18 protein-coding genes are annotated in these 15612 nt (G+C 68.4%); 8 read left to right on the forward strand and 10 right to left on the reverse strand.

Annotation, left to right across the window (positions count from 1 at the left end; all coding sequences use genetic code 11):
* Window positions 1-59: 59 nt before the first annotated feature.
* Both spdR and AC07NN_RS00150 read right to left on the reverse strand, forming a co-directional pair.
* A complete protein-coding gene (spdR, locus tag AC07NN_RS00145; protein WP_494637028.1) occupies window positions 60-617 on the reverse strand; it encodes a stationary phase response regulator transcription factor SpdR in 558 nt (185 codons plus the stop codon).
* A gap of 75 nt (window positions 618-692) precedes the next feature.
* The gene (locus AC07NN_RS00150; protein WP_494637030.1) at window positions 693-2093 is read right to left on the reverse strand and encodes an ActS/PrrB/RegB family redox-sensitive histidine kinase; all 1401 of its coding nucleotides are present in this window, start codon (window positions 2091-2093) and stop codon (window positions 693-695) included.
* 56 nt (window positions 2094-2149) lie between these two features.
* On the opposite strand from AC07NN_RS00150, the gene AC07NN_RS00155 reads away from it, so the two are divergent.
* The 3 genes from AC07NN_RS00155 (at window position 2150) to AC07NN_RS00165 (ending at window position 3885) form a co-directional block, all read left to right on the forward strand.
* The gene (locus AC07NN_RS00155) at window positions 2150-2740 is read left to right on the forward strand and encodes an SCO family protein (protein ID WP_494637032.1); all 591 of its coding nucleotides are present in this window, start codon (window positions 2150-2152) and stop codon (window positions 2738-2740) included.
* A gap of 22 nt (window positions 2741-2762) precedes the next feature.
* Window positions 2763-3041 (forward strand): ASCH domain-containing protein, encoded by a 279-nt coding sequence (locus AC07NN_RS00160; RefSeq protein WP_494637034.1) that lies wholly within the window; start codon window positions 2763-2765, stop codon window positions 3039-3041.
* A gap of 205 nt (window positions 3042-3246) precedes the next feature.
* Window positions 3247-3885: a glutathione S-transferase family protein gene (locus tag AC07NN_RS00165; protein WP_494637035.1), complete on the forward strand. Its 639-nt coding sequence runs from the start codon at window positions 3247-3249 to the stop codon at window positions 3883-3885.
* Here the strand turns inward: AC07NN_RS00165 and AC07NN_RS00170 are convergent.
* On the reverse strand, window positions 3882-4238 hold the full coding sequence (locus tag AC07NN_RS00170) for a DUF2200 domain-containing protein (protein ID WP_494637037.1): 357 nt from the start codon (window positions 4236-4238) through the stop codon (window positions 3882-3884). The two genes, AC07NN_RS00165 and AC07NN_RS00170, sit on opposite strands and share 4 nt — an antisense overlap.
* 226 nt (window positions 4239-4464) lie before the next feature.
* On the opposite strand from AC07NN_RS00170, the gene AC07NN_RS00175 reads away from it, so the two are divergent.
* Both AC07NN_RS00175 and AC07NN_RS00180 read left to right on the forward strand, forming a co-directional pair.
* Window positions 4465-5727, forward strand: coding sequence for a polyhydroxyalkanoate depolymerase (locus AC07NN_RS00175; RefSeq protein ID WP_494637039.1), 1263 nt, complete (start codon window positions 4465-4467; stop codon window positions 5725-5727).
* A gap of 38 nt (window positions 5728-5765) precedes the next feature.
* Entirely contained in the window at window positions 5766-6485 is a 720-nt protein-coding gene (locus tag AC07NN_RS00180; RefSeq protein WP_494637040.1) for a M48 family metallopeptidase, read from the forward strand.
* Here the strand turns inward: AC07NN_RS00180 and AC07NN_RS00185 are convergent.
* Window positions 6482-8443 (reverse strand): transglycosylase domain-containing protein, encoded by a 1962-nt coding sequence (locus AC07NN_RS00185; RefSeq protein WP_494637042.1) that lies wholly within the window; start codon window positions 8441-8443, stop codon window positions 6482-6484. The genes AC07NN_RS00180 and AC07NN_RS00185 overlap by 4 nt on opposite strands.
* 174 nt (window positions 8444-8617) lie before the next feature.
* Between AC07NN_RS00185 and recQ the strand changes: the two genes are divergently transcribed.
* The gene (gene recQ / locus AC07NN_RS00190) at window positions 8618-10465 is read left to right on the forward strand and encodes a DNA helicase RecQ (protein ID WP_494637044.1); all 1848 of its coding nucleotides are present in this window, start codon (window positions 8618-8620) and stop codon (window positions 10463-10465) included.
* 45 nt (window positions 10466-10510) lie between these two features.
* Window positions 10511-10828 (forward strand): hypothetical protein, encoded by a 318-nt coding sequence (locus tag AC07NN_RS00195; protein WP_494637046.1) that lies wholly within the window; start codon window positions 10511-10513, stop codon window positions 10826-10828.
* Between the two features lie 95 nt (window positions 10829-10923).
* On the opposite strand, the gene mmcB is transcribed toward AC07NN_RS00195, so the two are convergent.
* The 5 genes from mmcB to AC07NN_RS00220 form a co-directional block, all read right to left on the reverse strand.
* Window positions 10924-11379, reverse strand: coding sequence for a DNA repair putative endonuclease MmcB (gene mmcB, locus AC07NN_RS00200; RefSeq protein ID WP_494637047.1), 456 nt, complete (start codon window positions 11377-11379; stop codon window positions 10924-10926).
* A gap of 59 nt (window positions 11380-11438) precedes the next feature.
* A complete protein-coding gene (locus AC07NN_RS00205) occupies window positions 11439-11663 on the reverse strand; it encodes a CsbD family protein (RefSeq protein ID WP_494637049.1) in 225 nt (74 codons plus the stop codon).
* Window positions 11664-11755: 92 nt separating this feature from the next.
* Window positions 11756-12292, reverse strand: coding sequence for a lipocalin family protein (locus AC07NN_RS00210; protein ID WP_494637051.1), 537 nt, complete (start codon window positions 12290-12292; stop codon window positions 11756-11758).
* The gene (locus AC07NN_RS00215; RefSeq protein WP_494637052.1) at window positions 12289-12825 is read right to left on the reverse strand and encodes a lipocalin family protein; all 537 of its coding nucleotides are present in this window, start codon (window positions 12823-12825) and stop codon (window positions 12289-12291) included. Before AC07NN_RS00215 ends, AC07NN_RS00210 begins: the two co-directional genes overlap by 4 nt.
* A 123-nt stretch (window positions 12826-12948) precedes the next feature.
* Window positions 12949-14076 carry a ferritin-like domain-containing protein gene (locus AC07NN_RS00220; RefSeq protein WP_494637054.1) on the reverse strand — a complete coding sequence of 376 codons (1128 nt, stop codon included), beginning with the start codon at window positions 14074-14076 and terminating at the stop codon, window positions 12949-12951.
* A gap of 183 nt (window positions 14077-14259) precedes the next feature.
* Here AC07NN_RS00220 and AC07NN_RS00225 point away from each other — a divergent pair, with 183 nt between their 5' ends.
* On the forward strand, window positions 14260-14964 hold the full coding sequence (locus tag AC07NN_RS00225) for an NAD-dependent deacylase (RefSeq protein ID WP_494637056.1): 705 nt from the start codon (window positions 14260-14262) through the stop codon (window positions 14962-14964).
* Here AC07NN_RS00225 and AC07NN_RS00230 read toward each other — a convergent pair.
* Window positions 14961-15584: a class I SAM-dependent methyltransferase gene (locus AC07NN_RS00230; RefSeq protein ID WP_494637057.1), complete on the reverse strand. Its 624-nt coding sequence runs from the start codon at window positions 15582-15584 to the stop codon at window positions 14961-14963. The genes AC07NN_RS00225 and AC07NN_RS00230 overlap by 4 nt on opposite strands.
* Window positions 15585-15612: the final 28 nt, after the last annotated feature.

Below are 15612 nucleotides of genomic sequence, written 5' to 3' on the forward strand. Positions count from 1 at the left end.
AGCTGGCCCCCTCAGTCGCTCCGCGACAGCTCCCCCAACGGGGGAGCAGAAACATCGACCTACCGAGGCGCGCGCTTCGCCAGGATCCGCTGCAGCGTCCGCCGGTGCATGTTCAGCCGCCGGGCCGTTTCCGACACGTTGTGGCCGCACATCTCGTAGACCCGCTGGATGTGTTCCCAACGGACACGATCGGCGCTCATCGGGTTTTCCGGCGGAGCGGGAGCCGCGTCCTTGGCCGCCAGCAGCGCCCGGGCCACGTCGTCGGCGTCGGCGGGCTTGGAGAGGTAGTCGACCACCCCCGCCTTCACCGCCGCCACCGCCGTGGCGATGTTGCCGTAGCCGGTCAGCATGATGACCTTGGCGTCGGCGCGGGCGTCGCGCACCGCCTCGACCACCTTCAGGCCCGAGCCGTCCTCCAGTCGCATGTCCAGCACCGCGTGGGCCGGAGCCGCGCTACGCAGGATCGTCAGGGCCTCGGCCACCGAGGCGGCGAGGGTCACTTCGAAACCTCGCTGCTCCAGGGCTCGACCGAGCCGAGTGCGCAGGGGTCCGTCATCGTCCAGCAGCAGAAGGGTCTTGTCCGGCAGCGCCGAAACCAGCTCTCCGATGTCCGCCATGAAGTCCGCGCCTCCCCAGCGCCAATACTCAATAGCCCAAATAACAACCCATACTTTCGTGCTTCCGCGTCGTACTCAAGCCCCGATAAATCCGGGCGCTTCCAACGCGGGTCTCGGCCACCTCGCGGAGACCACGGCGCCGCCCCGGCGACCATTGCGGAAATCCACGGTGGCGCCGGTTCGTTCCAGCAGGGTCTTGGCGATAAAGAAGCCCAGACCCATGCCGATATGCCCCGTTCGCGAGCCTTCTGCCCCCGGACGGGTGGTGACGTAGGGCTCGCCCAGCTTGGCCAGCACCTCGGGCGAGAAGCCGGGGCCGTCGTCGCGGGCCTCGATGACCACGTAGCGGGCGTCGAAGCGGGCGATGACGATCACCTCGCTGCGGGCGAAATCGACCGCGTTCTCGACGATCGAGGTCATGGCGTGGATGATTTCCGGGCGCCGCCAGATGTCGGGCGCGGTCTCGCCCGAGGGGCCGTTGACGACCGCCTCGACGCGGACGCCGTGCACCAGGTGCGGCTCGATCACGTCCTGGACTAGCTGGACCAGGCTCATGCGCTCGTGCACCGCGTCCTGGGCCTCGGGCATTTCGGTCAGGCGCTGCAGGATCTCGCGGCAGCGGGCGGCCTGGCCGATCAGCAGTTCGGCGTCCTCGCGTACCTCTTCACTGGTGGCGTTGCGGGCCATTTCGCGAGAGACGACCGAGATGGTGGCCAGCGGCGTGCCCAGCTCGTGGGCGGCGGCGGCGGCCAGGGCGCCCAGGGCCGACAGGCGCTGCTCGCGGGCCAGCACCGTCTCGGTGACGTTGAGGGCCAGCTCCATCCGGGCGGACTCGCTGGCCGCCTGCCAGGCATAGGCAGCGGTGATGACGATGCCGAAGATCCGCGCCGAGACGATGGTCCACAGCATCAGCGGACTGGGGTCCGGCGAGGGCGGCGCACCCGCCACGGTCGGCACGGGCCAGGCGAAGAGCGCCAGGGCCAGGGACGAGAGGATGGCCAGCACCCCGAGGCCCAGGGCGTAGCGGGCCGGCAAGGTCGCCGCCGCCAGGGTCACGGGCGCGATCAGCAGCAGCGAGAACGGGTTCAGCGCCCCGCCCGTCAGGTAGAGCAGGCCGGACAGCTGCAGGATGTCGAAGGCGATCTGGGCGGTGGCCTCGCCGTCGCGGGCCAGGCGCTGGCCGCTGGACGCCAGGCCCAGCAGGACGTTCAGCCAGGCCGACAGGGCGATCAGGGTGAAGCACAGCGCCCAGGGCACCTGCAGTTTCAGAACGAGACCGGCGACCAGCAGGATGGCGGTCTGGCCGACGACCGACAGCCAGCGTTGCGCCAGAAGGGTGCGTACCCTTAAGCGTCCACGACGAAGCCCAGGCGCGGTCCAGGACCAGGCGTCGTCTTGCGCCGGTTCTTCGCCCGGCTTATCGAGCCCCTTATGACGTTGGTCGTCGGGCGCTCTCGCGAACGAAACGTCAGCCATGTCCGCACAATTGTCCAGAATTGCGCGGGTGGCGAGAGTAAAAGGGAGAAACGCTCATGCCTCGTCACCGCCTGGTCCTGATTCTGGCCTGTCTCGTGGGTCTCGTCGTCACGGCGGGCCTGGCCTGGCGCGCCGGCGTCTTCAAGTCCGAGCCCCCCGTGGCGGTCGGCGGGCCGTTCCAGCTGGTCGACCAGAATGGCGCTCCCGCGACGGAAAAGGCGCTGAAGGGCAAGTGGAGCGCGGTGTTCTTTGGTTTCACCTATTGCCCCGACGTCTGCCCCGGGACGCTGCAGGGCCTGGCGGCCGCGACCGAGCAACTGGGACCGAAAGCGGACGATCTCCAAATCGTCTTCATCTCGATCGATCCCGAGCGCGACACGCCCCAGCAGATGAAGACCTACCTGTCGGCGCCGTACGTGCCGAAGTCGACGATCGGCCTGACGGGGACGCAGGCGCAGGTCCAGGCCGCGGCCAAGGCCTACAAGGTCTATTACGCCAAGGTCGGCGACGGGCCGGGCTACACCATGGACCACTCGACGGCGATCTACCTGATGGACAGGAAGGGCCGCTTCAAGACGGTAATCCCCTACAACCTGCCGCCGGAAGACATCGCCCGCCGGATCAAGGACGCGATGCGCGAGGGCTAGGCGGCTTCAAGGGAACCGTTCCATGGTCTTCGCCAAGAGGCTGCGCGAGGCCGTCATGCGGGGTGAGATCACGTCCAGCGTCCGCATCTGGCAGCGGCCGCGCGTGAAAGTCGGCGGGCGCTATCCGCTGGGGGCGGGCGCCGTCGTCGTGACGTCGATCCGCGAGATCGGCTTTGCGGGCGTCACGCCTGAGCTGGCGCGGGAGACGGGTTTCGAAGGCGTGGTCGACTTGCTGAAGGTCGCAAAGCACGGGCCGGGCGAGACGGTGTACCTGGTGGAGTTCGAGTACGAGGCGGGGTGAGGCTGCGTCATGAAGCGCCCCCTCCGTCTCGTCGCGTATCCGCGCCGATCCACCTTCCTCGCAAGCGGGGCAGGAAGAAGAGCCGCATTCTCCTCACCCGTGAAACGGGGGATGTGGCGCGCTGCGGATACGCAGCGTGACGGAGGGGGCGCTACAGACCTATCGTCGGCTGCGCGGACGTCTCCATGGCAAAGGCCCCCAGACCATGAACAACCTCACCATCTGGACTCTCGACTGGGTGCCCGACGGCCCGCGCGGCTTCGTGCGGGACTTGCGGCTGCGGTGGGCGTGCGAGGAGGCCGAGCTCGACTACGCGGTCCGGACGGTGCCGTTCGAGGACCGCGCGACCAATCACCTGGACCGCCAGCCGTTCGGTCAGGTCCCTTACCTGGATGACGGCGGGCTGAAGATCTTCGAAAGCGGCGCTGGCCTGCTGCATCTGGCGCGAAAAGCCGAGGCGCTGATGCCGCGCGATGCGGTCGGCGAGGCGCAGACGCTAGAGTGGACCATCGCCGCGCTGAACTCCATCGAGATGGTGACCGTGCCGTGGTGGTTCCTGCGGATGAGCGGCGATACGGATAATCCACTGACCGGATGGGTGAGCCAGCGCCTTGACCATCTCGAGCGGATCTTCGGCGAGCGGGAATGGCTGGCGGCCGACCGCTTCACGGTGGCGGACCTCTTGATGGCCGATGTCCTGCGCGTCTCGGACGTGCGCGCGTTCGGCGACCGGCCCGCGACCGAGGCCTATGTGGCCCGCGTGACGGCGCGCCCGGGGTTCAGGAAGGCCCAGGCCGACCAGATCGCGCTGTTCGAGGCGGCGGACGCCAAGCGGGCCGGCTAGGCCGGCGCGCGCAGGATCTTCGCCATCGCCTTGCCCTTGGCCAACTCGTCGATGAGCTTGTCCAAATAGCGGATCTCGCGCATCAGCGGGTCGGCGACCTCCTCGACGCGAACGCCACAGACCACGCCCTTGATCTCGGCGCGGGCGGGGTTCAGGCGCGGCGCCTGGGCGAAGAAAGCCTCGAAGTCGGTCTTGGCCGCGAGATGGGCCTCGAACGCCGCAGGGGTCAGGCCGGTGAGCCACAGGATGATCTCGTCGACCTCGGCCTGGGTGCGCCCCTTCCGCTCGGCCTTGGCGACATAGGCCGGATAGACGCTGGCGAAGGGCATCTTGTAGATGCGATGCGGGGTCATGGCGTCGTCCGGGTCCGTGGCGGCTCTGAGGCTAGGCTTGCATACCGTTAGCACCCGACGCGGACGACGCCAGCCCGGCCGCGAACGCGCGCCGAGCGCCACCTCCGCGCGAACAAGCTGACACCGGGCGCATAAGCGACTCGATGACGCGGCGCAAAAGTCGTTAATGGGTAGACTTTCTTAGGTGATGGCGTGTTATGTTGCATTGCAACATCGCGAGTGCGCCATGCTCTACGCCCTTCATGAAGCGGCCTATTACGCCTCCACCCCGATGCGCCAGATGGCGCTGGCGGCCCGTGACTTCTGGGGATCGCCGCTGAATCCGGTCGCCGACTCGGCGTTCGGACGGCGCATGCACGCCGGCGCGGACCTGTTCGCCAACGTCACCCGCCGCTACGGCAAGCCGAAGTGGAACATCGACAAGATCAAGGTCGGTCAGGTCGACGTCCGCGTCCGCCCGACCGTGGTCTGGGAGAGCCCGTGGGCGCGCCTCGTCCAGTTCGACCGCGACATGGCCGACATGCGCCGGGCCGGCAAGTTCAGCCTCGATCCGGCCGTGCTGATCGTCGCGCCCCTTTCTGGTCACTACGCGACCCTGCTGCGCGGCACCGTCGAGGCCTTCCTGCCCGACCACGCGGTGTTCATCGTCGACTGGGTCAACGCCCGCGAGGTCTCGGTCCTGGAGGGTCGCTTCGACTTCCACGACTATATCGACCATATCGTCCAGATGCTGTCGGTGCTGGGCCCGCGCCCGAACGTCGTGGCCGTTTGCCAACCCGGTCCGCCGGTCCTGGCCGCCGCCGCGATCATGGCCGAGCAGAACCATCCCTCGCGTCCGGCCAGCATGACCTTCATGGGCTCGCCGATCGACGCGCGCCTGTCGCCGACCGTGACCAACCAGCTGGCCGAGGAAAAGCCGTTCACCTGGTTCCAGTCGAACATGATCTACACCGTGCCGCCGCCCTATGCGGGCGCAGGAAGGCGCGTCTATCCGGGCTTCGTGCAGCTGGCCAGCTTCATGAGCATGAACGCCGAGCGCCACCAGGAGGCCCACCGCCGCTACTTCCAGAGCCTGGTGAAGGGCGATGGCGACAGCGCGGACAAGCACCTGGAATTCTACGACGAATATCTGTCGGTCCTGGACATGACCGAGGAGTTCTACCTCCAGACCATCGACATCGTGTTCCAGCAGTACCTGCTGCCCAAGGGCGAGTTGATGCACCGCGGCGCCAAGGTGAAGCCCGAGGCGATCACCGACATCGGCCTGATGACGGTCGAGGGCGAGGACGACGACATCTCCGGCGTCGGCCAGACCCAGGCCGCCCACGGCCTGTGCTCGAGCCTGCCCGAGGACCTGAAGCTGGACTACGTGCAGCCCGGCGTCGGCCACTACGGCGTGTTCAACGGTCGCCGGTTTCGCGAGGAGATCTATCCGCGCGTCCGCAGCTTCATCCGGAAGTGCGATCCGAACTTCGGGGAAGAGGCCTGAGGCTTGCGGGATAGGTCGGCGCACGCGATCTAAGGGATATGTTCGCGCGCTCGGCCCAACGCTTTTCCGACGGTGACCGCCTGGAGATCGGCGGCTGGCCGGTCCGCCTGAAGGTGGACGGCCGGGCGCGGCGCATCTCGCTGCGCGTCGATCGGGCCAGGTCCGAGATCGTTGCCCTGTCGCCCAGCCCCCGCCGCCTGAACGAGGCCGTGGCCTTCGCCCAGGAGAAGTCCGGCTGGATCGCCAAGCAGCTGGCGGCCCTTCCCGAGCGGATGAATCTCGCGCCGGGCGGCATCCTGCGCCTCAACGACAAGCCTTATCGGCTGGAGGTCGGCCCCGGGCGCGCCAAGATCGACGGCGACCGTATCGTCGCGCCTGACGACGCCAACTGGGGGCTGAAGGTTGTTCGCCTGGCCAAGCGCGAGGCGCTGACCGTCCTGACCGAACGCACCGCCATTCACGCCGCCGCTCTGGGGCGTCCGATGCCGACGGTGGCCATCGCCGATCCGAAGGCGCGCTGGGGCTCGTGCCGCCCGGCCACGGCGCGGACGCCGGCGGCGATCCGCTATAGCTGGCGGCTGATCCTGGCCCCGGCGGTGGTGGCCGACTATGTCGCCGCTCACGAGTGCGCCCACCTGATCGAAGCCAATCACGGCCCCAAGTTCTGGGCGCTGTGCGAGCGGCTGGCCGGCGACCCGGCGCCCCACCGCGCGTGGCTACGCGCTCATGCGGCGGAGCTGCACGCGATCGGGGCCTAGTAAGGCAGCTGATCGGCCGGCGGCGGCGCGCCGGCCGGGACTTCGGCCGTGGGGCCTTCCGGAGGCGCGGTCGGGACGATCAGGTCGCCGATGGGATCGGTGACCTCGGGCGGAGGCGGTTCGACCACGCCGCCCGGGATCGGGGTGGCCTTCAGGCGCGGCAGGGCCGCCGACATGAAGGTGCGCCAGATCTCGGCCGGAGCGCCGCCGCCCGTGACCCGCTTCATCGGCGTGTTGTCGTCCTTGCCGGTCCAGACGGCGGTGACGAAGCCGCCCGTATAGCCGACGAACCAGGCGTCCTTGTAGTCGCTGGTCGTGCCGGTCTTGCCGGCGATGTCGTAGCCCGCGACCTTGGCGCGCGTACCGGTGCCGGCGGCGACGACCTGGCGCATCATCTGGTTCATGTACTGCAGGCCCGGCGAGCCGATCACGGCCGAGCGGGCCTGGCGGTCGACGCTGTGGTCGTACAGCACCTTGCCGCTGGCGGTGCGGATGCGCTCGATGCCGTAGCCCTTGGCCAGGAAGCCGCCGTTCGAGAACGGAGCATAGGCCTGGGCCATTTCCATCGGCGAGACCTCGACCGCGCCCAGGGCCATCGACGGGTCCAGCTGGATCTTGCTGGTGATGCCGAGGCGACGGGCCGTGGCGGCGACGTTGCTGGTGCCGACCTCATTGGCCAGGCGCGCGGCGACCGTGTTGATCGACTGGGCAAGGGCCGTCTGCAGGGTCATCGGACCCAGGTACTTGTTGGTGTAGTTCTTCGGCTCCCAATTGCCGATCTTGACCGGCTCGTCGACGACCATGACCGACGGGTTGCGGCCCTGCTCCATGGCGGTCAGGTAGACGAACGGCTTGAAGGCCGAGCCGGCCTGGCGGCGGGCGGTGGTGGCGCGGTCGAACTGGGTCTCGGCGTAATCAGCGCCGCCGACATAGGCGCGGATGCGGCCTTCGCCGTCGATGGCGACGAGAGCCGCCTGCTGCACGCCTTGGGCCCCGTGGCCCTCGACGCCCAGCTTCACGGCGCGCTCGGCCGAGACCTGGATCGGCAGGTCCATGGTGGTCTCGACCACCAGGTCCTCGGTCGGTTCGCCGACCAGCGAGCGGACCTGGGCGTCGATATAATCGGTGAAGTATTGGGCGCGCTGGTTGGCCAGGGTGGCCGACACCTGAACGGGCGTGCGGAACGCCTCGTCGCGCTCCTCGGCGGTGATGGCCTTGATGCGCACCATCTCGTCTAGGACGATCGTGGCGCGGCGGGCGGCGCGTTCCTTGGCCGAGACCGGCGAGTAGCGGGCCGGGCCCTTCATCATGCCGGCCAGCAAAGCCGACTCGCCGATGGTCAGCTCCTTGGCGGGCTTGTTGAAATAGCGCTGCGAGGCGGCCTCGATGCCGTAGGCGCCCGCGCCGAAATAGACCCGGTTCATATAGAGGGCCAGGATCTGCTTCTTGCTGAACTTCAGCTCCAGCCAGATGGCCAGGATCAGCTCCTGGGCCTTGCGGCGATAGTTCTGGGCCGGGCTCAGGAACAGGTTGCGCGCCAGCTGCTGGGTGATGGTCGAGCCGCCGCGCTGGGGGCCGTCATGGGTGGCGTTCCACGCCAGCGACCGCATGATGCCCCAGGGGTTGAAGCCGAAGTGGTGGTAGAACTGGCGGTCCTCGATCGCCACGAAGGCGGCCGGCACGTACTTGGGCAGGGCGTCGATATCGACCGGCGGCGCATATTGGCTGCCGCGCACGGCCAGGAGTGCGCCCGAGCGGTCCAGATAGTTGATCGAGGGCTGGCGCTTGACGTCATAGAGCTTGGACGTGTCGGGCAGGTCGGTGGCGAACACGGCGAAGAAGGCGACGCAGAAGATCAGGCCCCAGACGCCAACGACGGTCCCCCAATACAGCAGGGCCTGGAGCGGGGTGCGCTGAGGCTTCGCCGGCTTGTTTCCGCCGAAGGGGCCGTTCGCCATGATCGTATCGTTCCTGCGCGCATCAAGCTCTTGAGCGCGTTCCGTTTAACCGAAGCCCACAGAACGCGCGACAAGATTGACGAGATATGAACGGGGCGGTTTTCAGGCCCCGGCGCGCAGAAACAGCCGTGACTTCGCTTGGCGTGGCGGCGGCGGGCCGTCATAACATCCCGCGTGTACGTTCCTCCCGAATCCCCAGCCCTGAACCACGCGCGCGACGTGCTGCGCCGGACGTTCGGCCACGCCGACTTCCGTGGGATGCAGGCCGGGGTGATCAACGAGATCCTGTCCGGCTACAGCGCCATGGCCGTGCTGCCGACCGGCGGTGGCAAGTCGCTCTGCTACCAGATCCCGTCGCTGATCCGCCCGGGCGTGGGCCTGGTGGTCTCGCCGCTGATCGCCCTGATGGCCGACCAGGTCCAGGGCCTGCGCCAGGCGGGCGTGGCGGCCGAGCGGCTGGACAGTAACATCTCGATGGACGAGCGGTCCGACATCTGGCGGCGCATCGACGCCGGCGAGGTCGACATGCTGTACCTCTCGCCCGAAGGCCTGATGCAGCCGTGGATGCTGGATCGCCTGGGCCGCACGCCGCTGGCTTTGATCGCCGTCGACGAGGCCCACTGCGTCAGCCAGTGGGGCCACGACTTCCGGCCCGAATACCGGATGCTGGGCCGTCTGGCCGAGCTGTTCCCCGACGTGCCGCGCCTGGCCGTCACCGCCACGGCTGACGCCCGGACCCGCGACGACATTCGCGCCGAGCTGCGCCTGGAAGGCGCGGCCGAGTTCGTCGACAGCTTCGCCCGTCCCGAGCTGGCGCTCAGCGCCGAGCGCAAGCGGGGCAAGGGCCACGACCGCGTGGTCGAGCTCGTCCTGGAGCGCCCTGGCCGGGCCGGCGTCGTCTATGCCGGCAGCCGGGACTCGACCGAGAAGCTGGCCGAGAAGCTCAATGCCGAGGGCGTGCCGGCCGTGGCCTATCACGCAGGCCTCGACAAGGCGGTCCGGGCCAAGCGGCTGGAGGATTTCCTCGAAGCCGACGCCGCGGTGATGGTGGCGACGATCGCCTTCGGCATGGGCGTCGACAAGCCCGACGTCCGCTTCGTGATCCATGCCGATCCGCCGGCCGCCATCGAGGCCTATTGGCAGGAGGTCGGCCGCGCCGGCCGCGACGGCCAGCCGGCCGAGGGCATCACCCTCTACGGCTCGGCCGACCTGGCCTGGGCCGGTCGCCGGATCGAGACTAAGGACGCGCCCGACGACGTCAAGCAGGTGCAGTCGCGCAAGCTGCGTCAGTTCTATTCGATGCTGGAGGGCGTCACCTGCCGCGCCGCCGCCGTCCGTCGCTATTTCGGCGAGGAGGGCGTGGCCCGTTGCGGCGTGTGCGACGTCTGCGTCTCGCCGCCGACCGGCATCGACGCCACCGAGGCGGCGCAGAAGGCCCTGTCGGCCGTCCACCGCATGGGCGGGCGCTACGGGCGGGGACGGCTGATCGAGCACCTGATGGGCAAGACCAAGGACGTCACGCCGCAGGAGGCCCAGCTACCGACCTTCGGCATCGGCCGTGAGTTCAGCCAGCCGGTCTGGCGCGACCTGTTCGACACCCTGATCTTCGAGGGGCTGCTGCGCGAGGACCCCAATGACGGCCGGCCGCTAATCGGCCTGGGCGACGTCGAGGGCGTGCGGCAGGTCTATCGCAGCGAGCGCCGCGTGGCCTTGCGGCAGATGGCCGAGGCGCCGGAGACGGGCGGTCGCGCCGGCAGCAGCGCCCGCAAACGGCGCGAGGGCAAGGCCCTGACCATCCCGCTTGAGAACCAGCTATTGTTCGAGGCGCTGCGCTCGTGGCGCAAGGAGCAGGCCCAGCTGCAGCACGTGCCGCCCTACGTCATCTTCCACGACGCCACCCTGGCCGAGATCGCCGCCGCGCGCCCCGGCAGCCTGGCGGCGCTGGGCAAGGCGGGCGGGGTCGGCCAGGGCAAGCTGGACCGTTACGGCGAGGCGGTTTTGAAGGTGGTGCGCGAGAACTAAAAGGGGGCTGGAGCGTTCCATCGGATCAAGCCGAGGAGCCTCCCCATGACCGACGTATCCAGCTTCACCCCGCCTGACGTCCAGTCCGCCGCCGATGGCGTGAAGTCCGCCGCCGCCGAGAAGACCAAGCGCGCCAAGGAAGCCGTCAGCAAGGCGGTGAAATCGGCCCGCGAGACCGCCACCGAAGTGGCCCAGCAGACCCGCACCTTCGCCTCCGAAAAGGCCAGGGTCGGCGCCGCCTACGCCAGCGAAAAGGCCAAGGTCGCCCACCATGTCGCCGAGGAACACCCGGTCGGCGTGGCGCTCGGCGCGTTCGCGATCGGCCTGGGGGTGGGCTTCCTGATCGCGCGGAATTTGGATTAGGGGCTGTCCTCGCCCTTCGACAAGCTCAGGGTGAGGACGACTTCCGGCATCGCAGTAGAAACCTCACCCTGAGCCTGCCGAAGGGCGAGGTTTCGCTAAACCGCCAACCGCTCCGCCTGCACCCCTGCCGCCCGCAGCGCCGCCAGCCGCGCGAACGCCAGGGTCAGCGCCTTGCGGCGCGCCGGCGCCAGGGGCGTGAGCGGCGCTTCGCGCACGACCGCTCCGCCGAAGCCGTCGGCGACGATCATGCCCGGCTCGTCCGGCAGGATCCCCTCCGGAAAGCTGGGCGCGACGGCGAAGTAGAAGGCGTCGCAATAGGGCGCGTACTCGCCCCACTTCCGGTCGACCCGGAAATCCTCCAGTCCCGACTTCACCTCGACGATCAGCACATCGCCCTTGGGGCCCAGCGCCATCAGGTCGGCGCGTCGGCCGTTCGGCAATGTGACCTCGGCCAGCGGCGCGTAGCCCAGGTCGACGAGCAGCCGCGCGGCGCCCCGCGTCACGGTCAGGGTGGTCTCGGGGCGGCTCTGGAGTTCGATGATCACGTCCACGGCGCGATCATGTTCCAGCTTTGTTCGCGGATCAAGATGGGCGCGAAGACCCGCCAGGGCTATTTCTTGGCGTCCTTGACGGCGTCCTTGAGGTCGCCCTGCTTCAGATTACCCGCGACCTTGTCCTTCTTGCCCTCGGACTTCAGGTCCTTGTCGCCGACGATCTTGCCGACCCCGGACTCGACCTTGCCCACGGTTTCCTGCTTGCGGCCGGCTTCCTTGTCGCAGGCGCTCAGGCCCGCCACCGCGACGATCAGCGTGAGGGCGAGAAAAGGTCGGTGCATGCGAAACTCCGTGCGTTGTCGAGCGGCGCGGCGAGCGTCGGTCGCCACAGATCAACAACGCAAACTGAGCCGTTCGCGATCCACGCGCGATGCTAGCCGCCGGGCTGCTTCGTCGGCCGCAGCAGGCTGGTGTCGTAGCCCAGCGCCTTGGCCCGCGCCGTCAGGGCCGTGCGGTCGGCCTCGGTCGGGACCTTCCGCGACAGCAGCCACAGATAGCGGCCCGAGCCTTCGCCGACGATCGACCAGCTGTAGTCGTCGGCATGGTCCAGCACCCAGTAGTCGCCGAAGAAGAACGGGCCGAAGAAGCTGACCTTCAGCTTGGCGTTCGTGGACGTGTCCGCGATCTCGGCCTTGCCCTCGGACACCTTGACCGGCCCGTCTACCGCGCCCCGGCGACAGGTGTTGAGCACGCGGATCAGGCCGTCGGGGCGCTTGGAATACTTGGCGGTGACGCCTTCGCAGCCCTTCTCGAAGGACATGTCGTAGCGGGCGACCTCGTACCAGCGGCCGGCATAGCGTTCGAGATCGACGCTCTTGGCCGGTTGCGGCGGATGCGGGTTGCCGACCGGGCCAGCGACGCAGGCGGTGAGGGCGAAGGCCGAGGCGGCGAGGGCGAGAACGGGTTTCATGCGGGGGGATGCTCCGGGTACTCGAGTTTCGCGTAGCCCAGGTCCTTCACCCGCTCGAGCGCGACCGCCTTGGTGGCCGCGGCCATCTCCGGGGTGCGTGAGATCAGCCAGACATAGTTGCCGCCCGGCGTGCCCATGATCGCCCAAGAGCGGTCGTTGGCGCAGTCCAGCACCCAGTATTCCTGCTGCTTCAGACCGCCCAGGAAGCTCATGGTGAAGCGGGTGTTCTGGCTGCCGGCGATGATCCGGCCGTTGGTGGTGAACACCTTCTCGTCGCCGCGCGGCGAGCCGCGATGGCAGACCTGGCGAACCTTGAAGGCCGCGCCCTCAGCCGTGAACTCCGTGGTCGGGGCCTCGCAGTCGCGCTGGCCGAAGTTCGGGGTGCGGGCGATCTCGTACCAGCGGCCCGAATAGAAGTCCGCCGAGACCGCCTTGGCGGGCGGCTGGGCGCCGGCTTGGGCGACGCCGACCAGGAGGGCGGCGGCCAAGGGGGCGGCCAGCAGGGCGAGGGCGGTGGTTCTGATCGGGCTCATGGCCAACCTTGCTACAGGTTGGCCGAAACGCGAACCGCCCCGCCGGTGTTCCAGCGGGGCGGTCGAATTTGCAGGAGTCTCGTGTTACTCGGCGGCGATGCTGACCGCGCCGATCTCTTTGCATTACTCGGCCGCGATATTGATCGCGGTCGTTGGACGATCCTTGAAGTTGATGGCCTGGAGGTAGCGGATGCCCTCCTCGGCGATGTCGTCGCCGACCATGCGGTCGCCTTCGCTCTTCAGCTCGTTGATGTCGACATACATGGCGTAGAACGCCTTGGTGCGGTCGGTGATGATGCCGGCGTTGAGCAGGGTCTTCACCAGCACCCGGAAGATGTTGGTCTGCTCCTTCATGTTCTCCCGACGGACCTCGTCGGTCATGATCTTCCCGTACTCCTCGACCACCTTGTCGGGATCCAGGCCGAACTCGCGGTAGAGGTCCAGTTGCTGGTGCGGCGAGACCAGATTGAACAGCAGGGTCTGGAAGCAGTGCGCGGCCCAGTCCTCGATGATGGCGTGCTCTTCGGCGGTCAGCTTGGGCACGGTGCGGTCGGCCCAGATCTTCCCGAACTTGTGGTGGAAGGCCTCGTCGGTCATGACCAGCTGCAGCAGCTTCTTGCCGACCGGGTCGTTGATATTGTTGAAGAAGGTCGCGAAGGCGCCCATGGCCAGACCTTCGACCAGCATCTGCATGCCGATGATCTTCTTGTAGACCTCGGGCGCGCCGATGATCTCGACCAGCAGGGTCTTCAGGGCCGGACCGCACTCGACGGGCTTGCCCCAGCGGGCCTTGATGTACTTGGCGAAGGCCGTGACGTGGCGGGCCTCTTCGCGGGTCTGGTTGGCGGCGTATTCCTGCGCGCCCTGGTCCTTCAGCACGTGGCACAGGCTGGCCGACAGGTTCAGCGCGCCCTGCTCGCCGTGCAGGATCGACGAGAAGCTGCGCAGCACCGACTGGTTGATGAAGCGGATGCGCGTCTTCGGGTCGGACAGGTGGTTGGAGACGTAGTCGGTCGACAGGGCGATGACCATGTCCTCGGGAACCAGGGCCTGGTTCTCCATGTCGAACGGCTCGTCGAAGTCGATATAGGCCTTGTCCAGCGGATCCCAGAAGTGGTCGTGGGTCGCGGAAATGATCTTGTCGAAGGCGCTGGAGCGGTTGCCGTAGCGGTCGAGTTCGAGCATCGACTCGAAGTCGTCCGGCGCCACCGCGTCGTACATGGCGTCCTTGGTGATGTTCTTGTCCGTCATGTCGGCGCTCCCTATTCGGCCAATCGACAGTGCGTCATGAGGTGATGGGCATCATGAGATAGCCGGGACCGTCTTGCGCGGGCCTCCAGCCTATCTGAACACTGTCAACTCAAGAGCGCGGGCGGGTCAAATGAAAAATGACGGCGGCGTCAAGTTCGCGCCTCACGCTCGTCAGGAGACGGAATGAAGATCTTCGTGCTGACCGGAGCCGGGATTTCCGCCGAGAGCGGCCTGGGCACCTTTCGCGACAAGGACGGGGTGTGGACCAAGTACGACCTCTCCGAGGTCGCGACGCCCGAGGGCTTCGCCAGGAATCCGGCCAAGGTCCGCGAGTTCTACAACGCCCGTCGCGAGAACCTGGCGGGCGCGACGCCCAACGCCGCCCACTACGCCCTGGCCAGGCTGGAGGCGGAACTCGCGGCGCGCGGCGGCGAGCTCTGGCTCTGCACCCAGAACGTCGACGACCTGCACGAGAAGGCCGGGTCCCAGCGCGTGGTCCACATGCACGGCGAGCTGGCCGTCACCCGCTGCCATCACTGCGCGGCGACGCGGCCCGATCCCGGTTCCCTGACCGCCGAGGCGGTCTGCGAGGCCTGCGGGCGGGACAAGGGCGCGCGGCCGCACGTCGTCTGGTTCGGCGAGATGCCGCTCTACATGGACGAGATCGAGGACGCGCTGTCGGGCGCCGACCTCTTCGTCTCGATCGGCACCTCGGGCTCGGTCTATCCGGCGGCGGGTTTCGTGACCGAGGCGCGGGCGATGGGGATCGCGACCTGCGAGATCAATCTGGAGCCCTCGGCCAACGCCTATGTCTTCGACGAGAAGGCGTACGGGCCCGCCACCGAGGCTGTGCCGGCCTGGGTCGAGCGGGTGCTGAAGGGGCTCTAGGCCGGTCGCGCCGAGCCCCACTCGCACCAGCCCAAGGGACGCGGCGTCTTCGGCAGGTACTGCCGCTGGGCTTCGTCCAGGACAAAGCCGGCCGCCTCGACCGAGGCCGCGATGGGGCGGGTCAGGTGGCAGCCGCCGGCGATGCGCTTCCACAGCGGCTCCAGCCGCCGCTGCCAGCCCGCGACGCCGGCGTCGGGCGACAGACCGTGCTCGCAGAACAGGAACCGGCCCTGCGGCCGCAGCACGCGCCGCGCTTCGGCCAGTACGGCCGGCGGCGAGCGGACCGAGCACAGGGTGAAGGTGCAGAGCACGGTGTCGAAGCTGGCGTCCTCGAACGGCAGGGCCTCGGCCTCGCCCGGCTGGACGTCGACGGCCAGGCCCTCGGGGCGCGGGGCGGCCTCGGCGATGGCGCGCAGCTCGGCGGAGGGATCGACGCCCGTGACGCTGGTCGCGACCCTGGGATCGTAGAAAGCCAGGTTCAGCCCGCCGCCGATGCCCAGCTCCAGCACCCGGCCCTTGGCCTGGGGCACGACCCTGGACCGCTGCTTGGCGATCGCCGGCGCGCCGCAGGCGCAGCACAGGAGTTTCGGCAGGATGTTGCGCTCGTACCAGGTCGCCATGATGGGAGCCTCCCTGGCAGCAGGAAGC

The organism is Caulobacter sp. GW821-FHT09H08 (assembly GCF_059415885.1).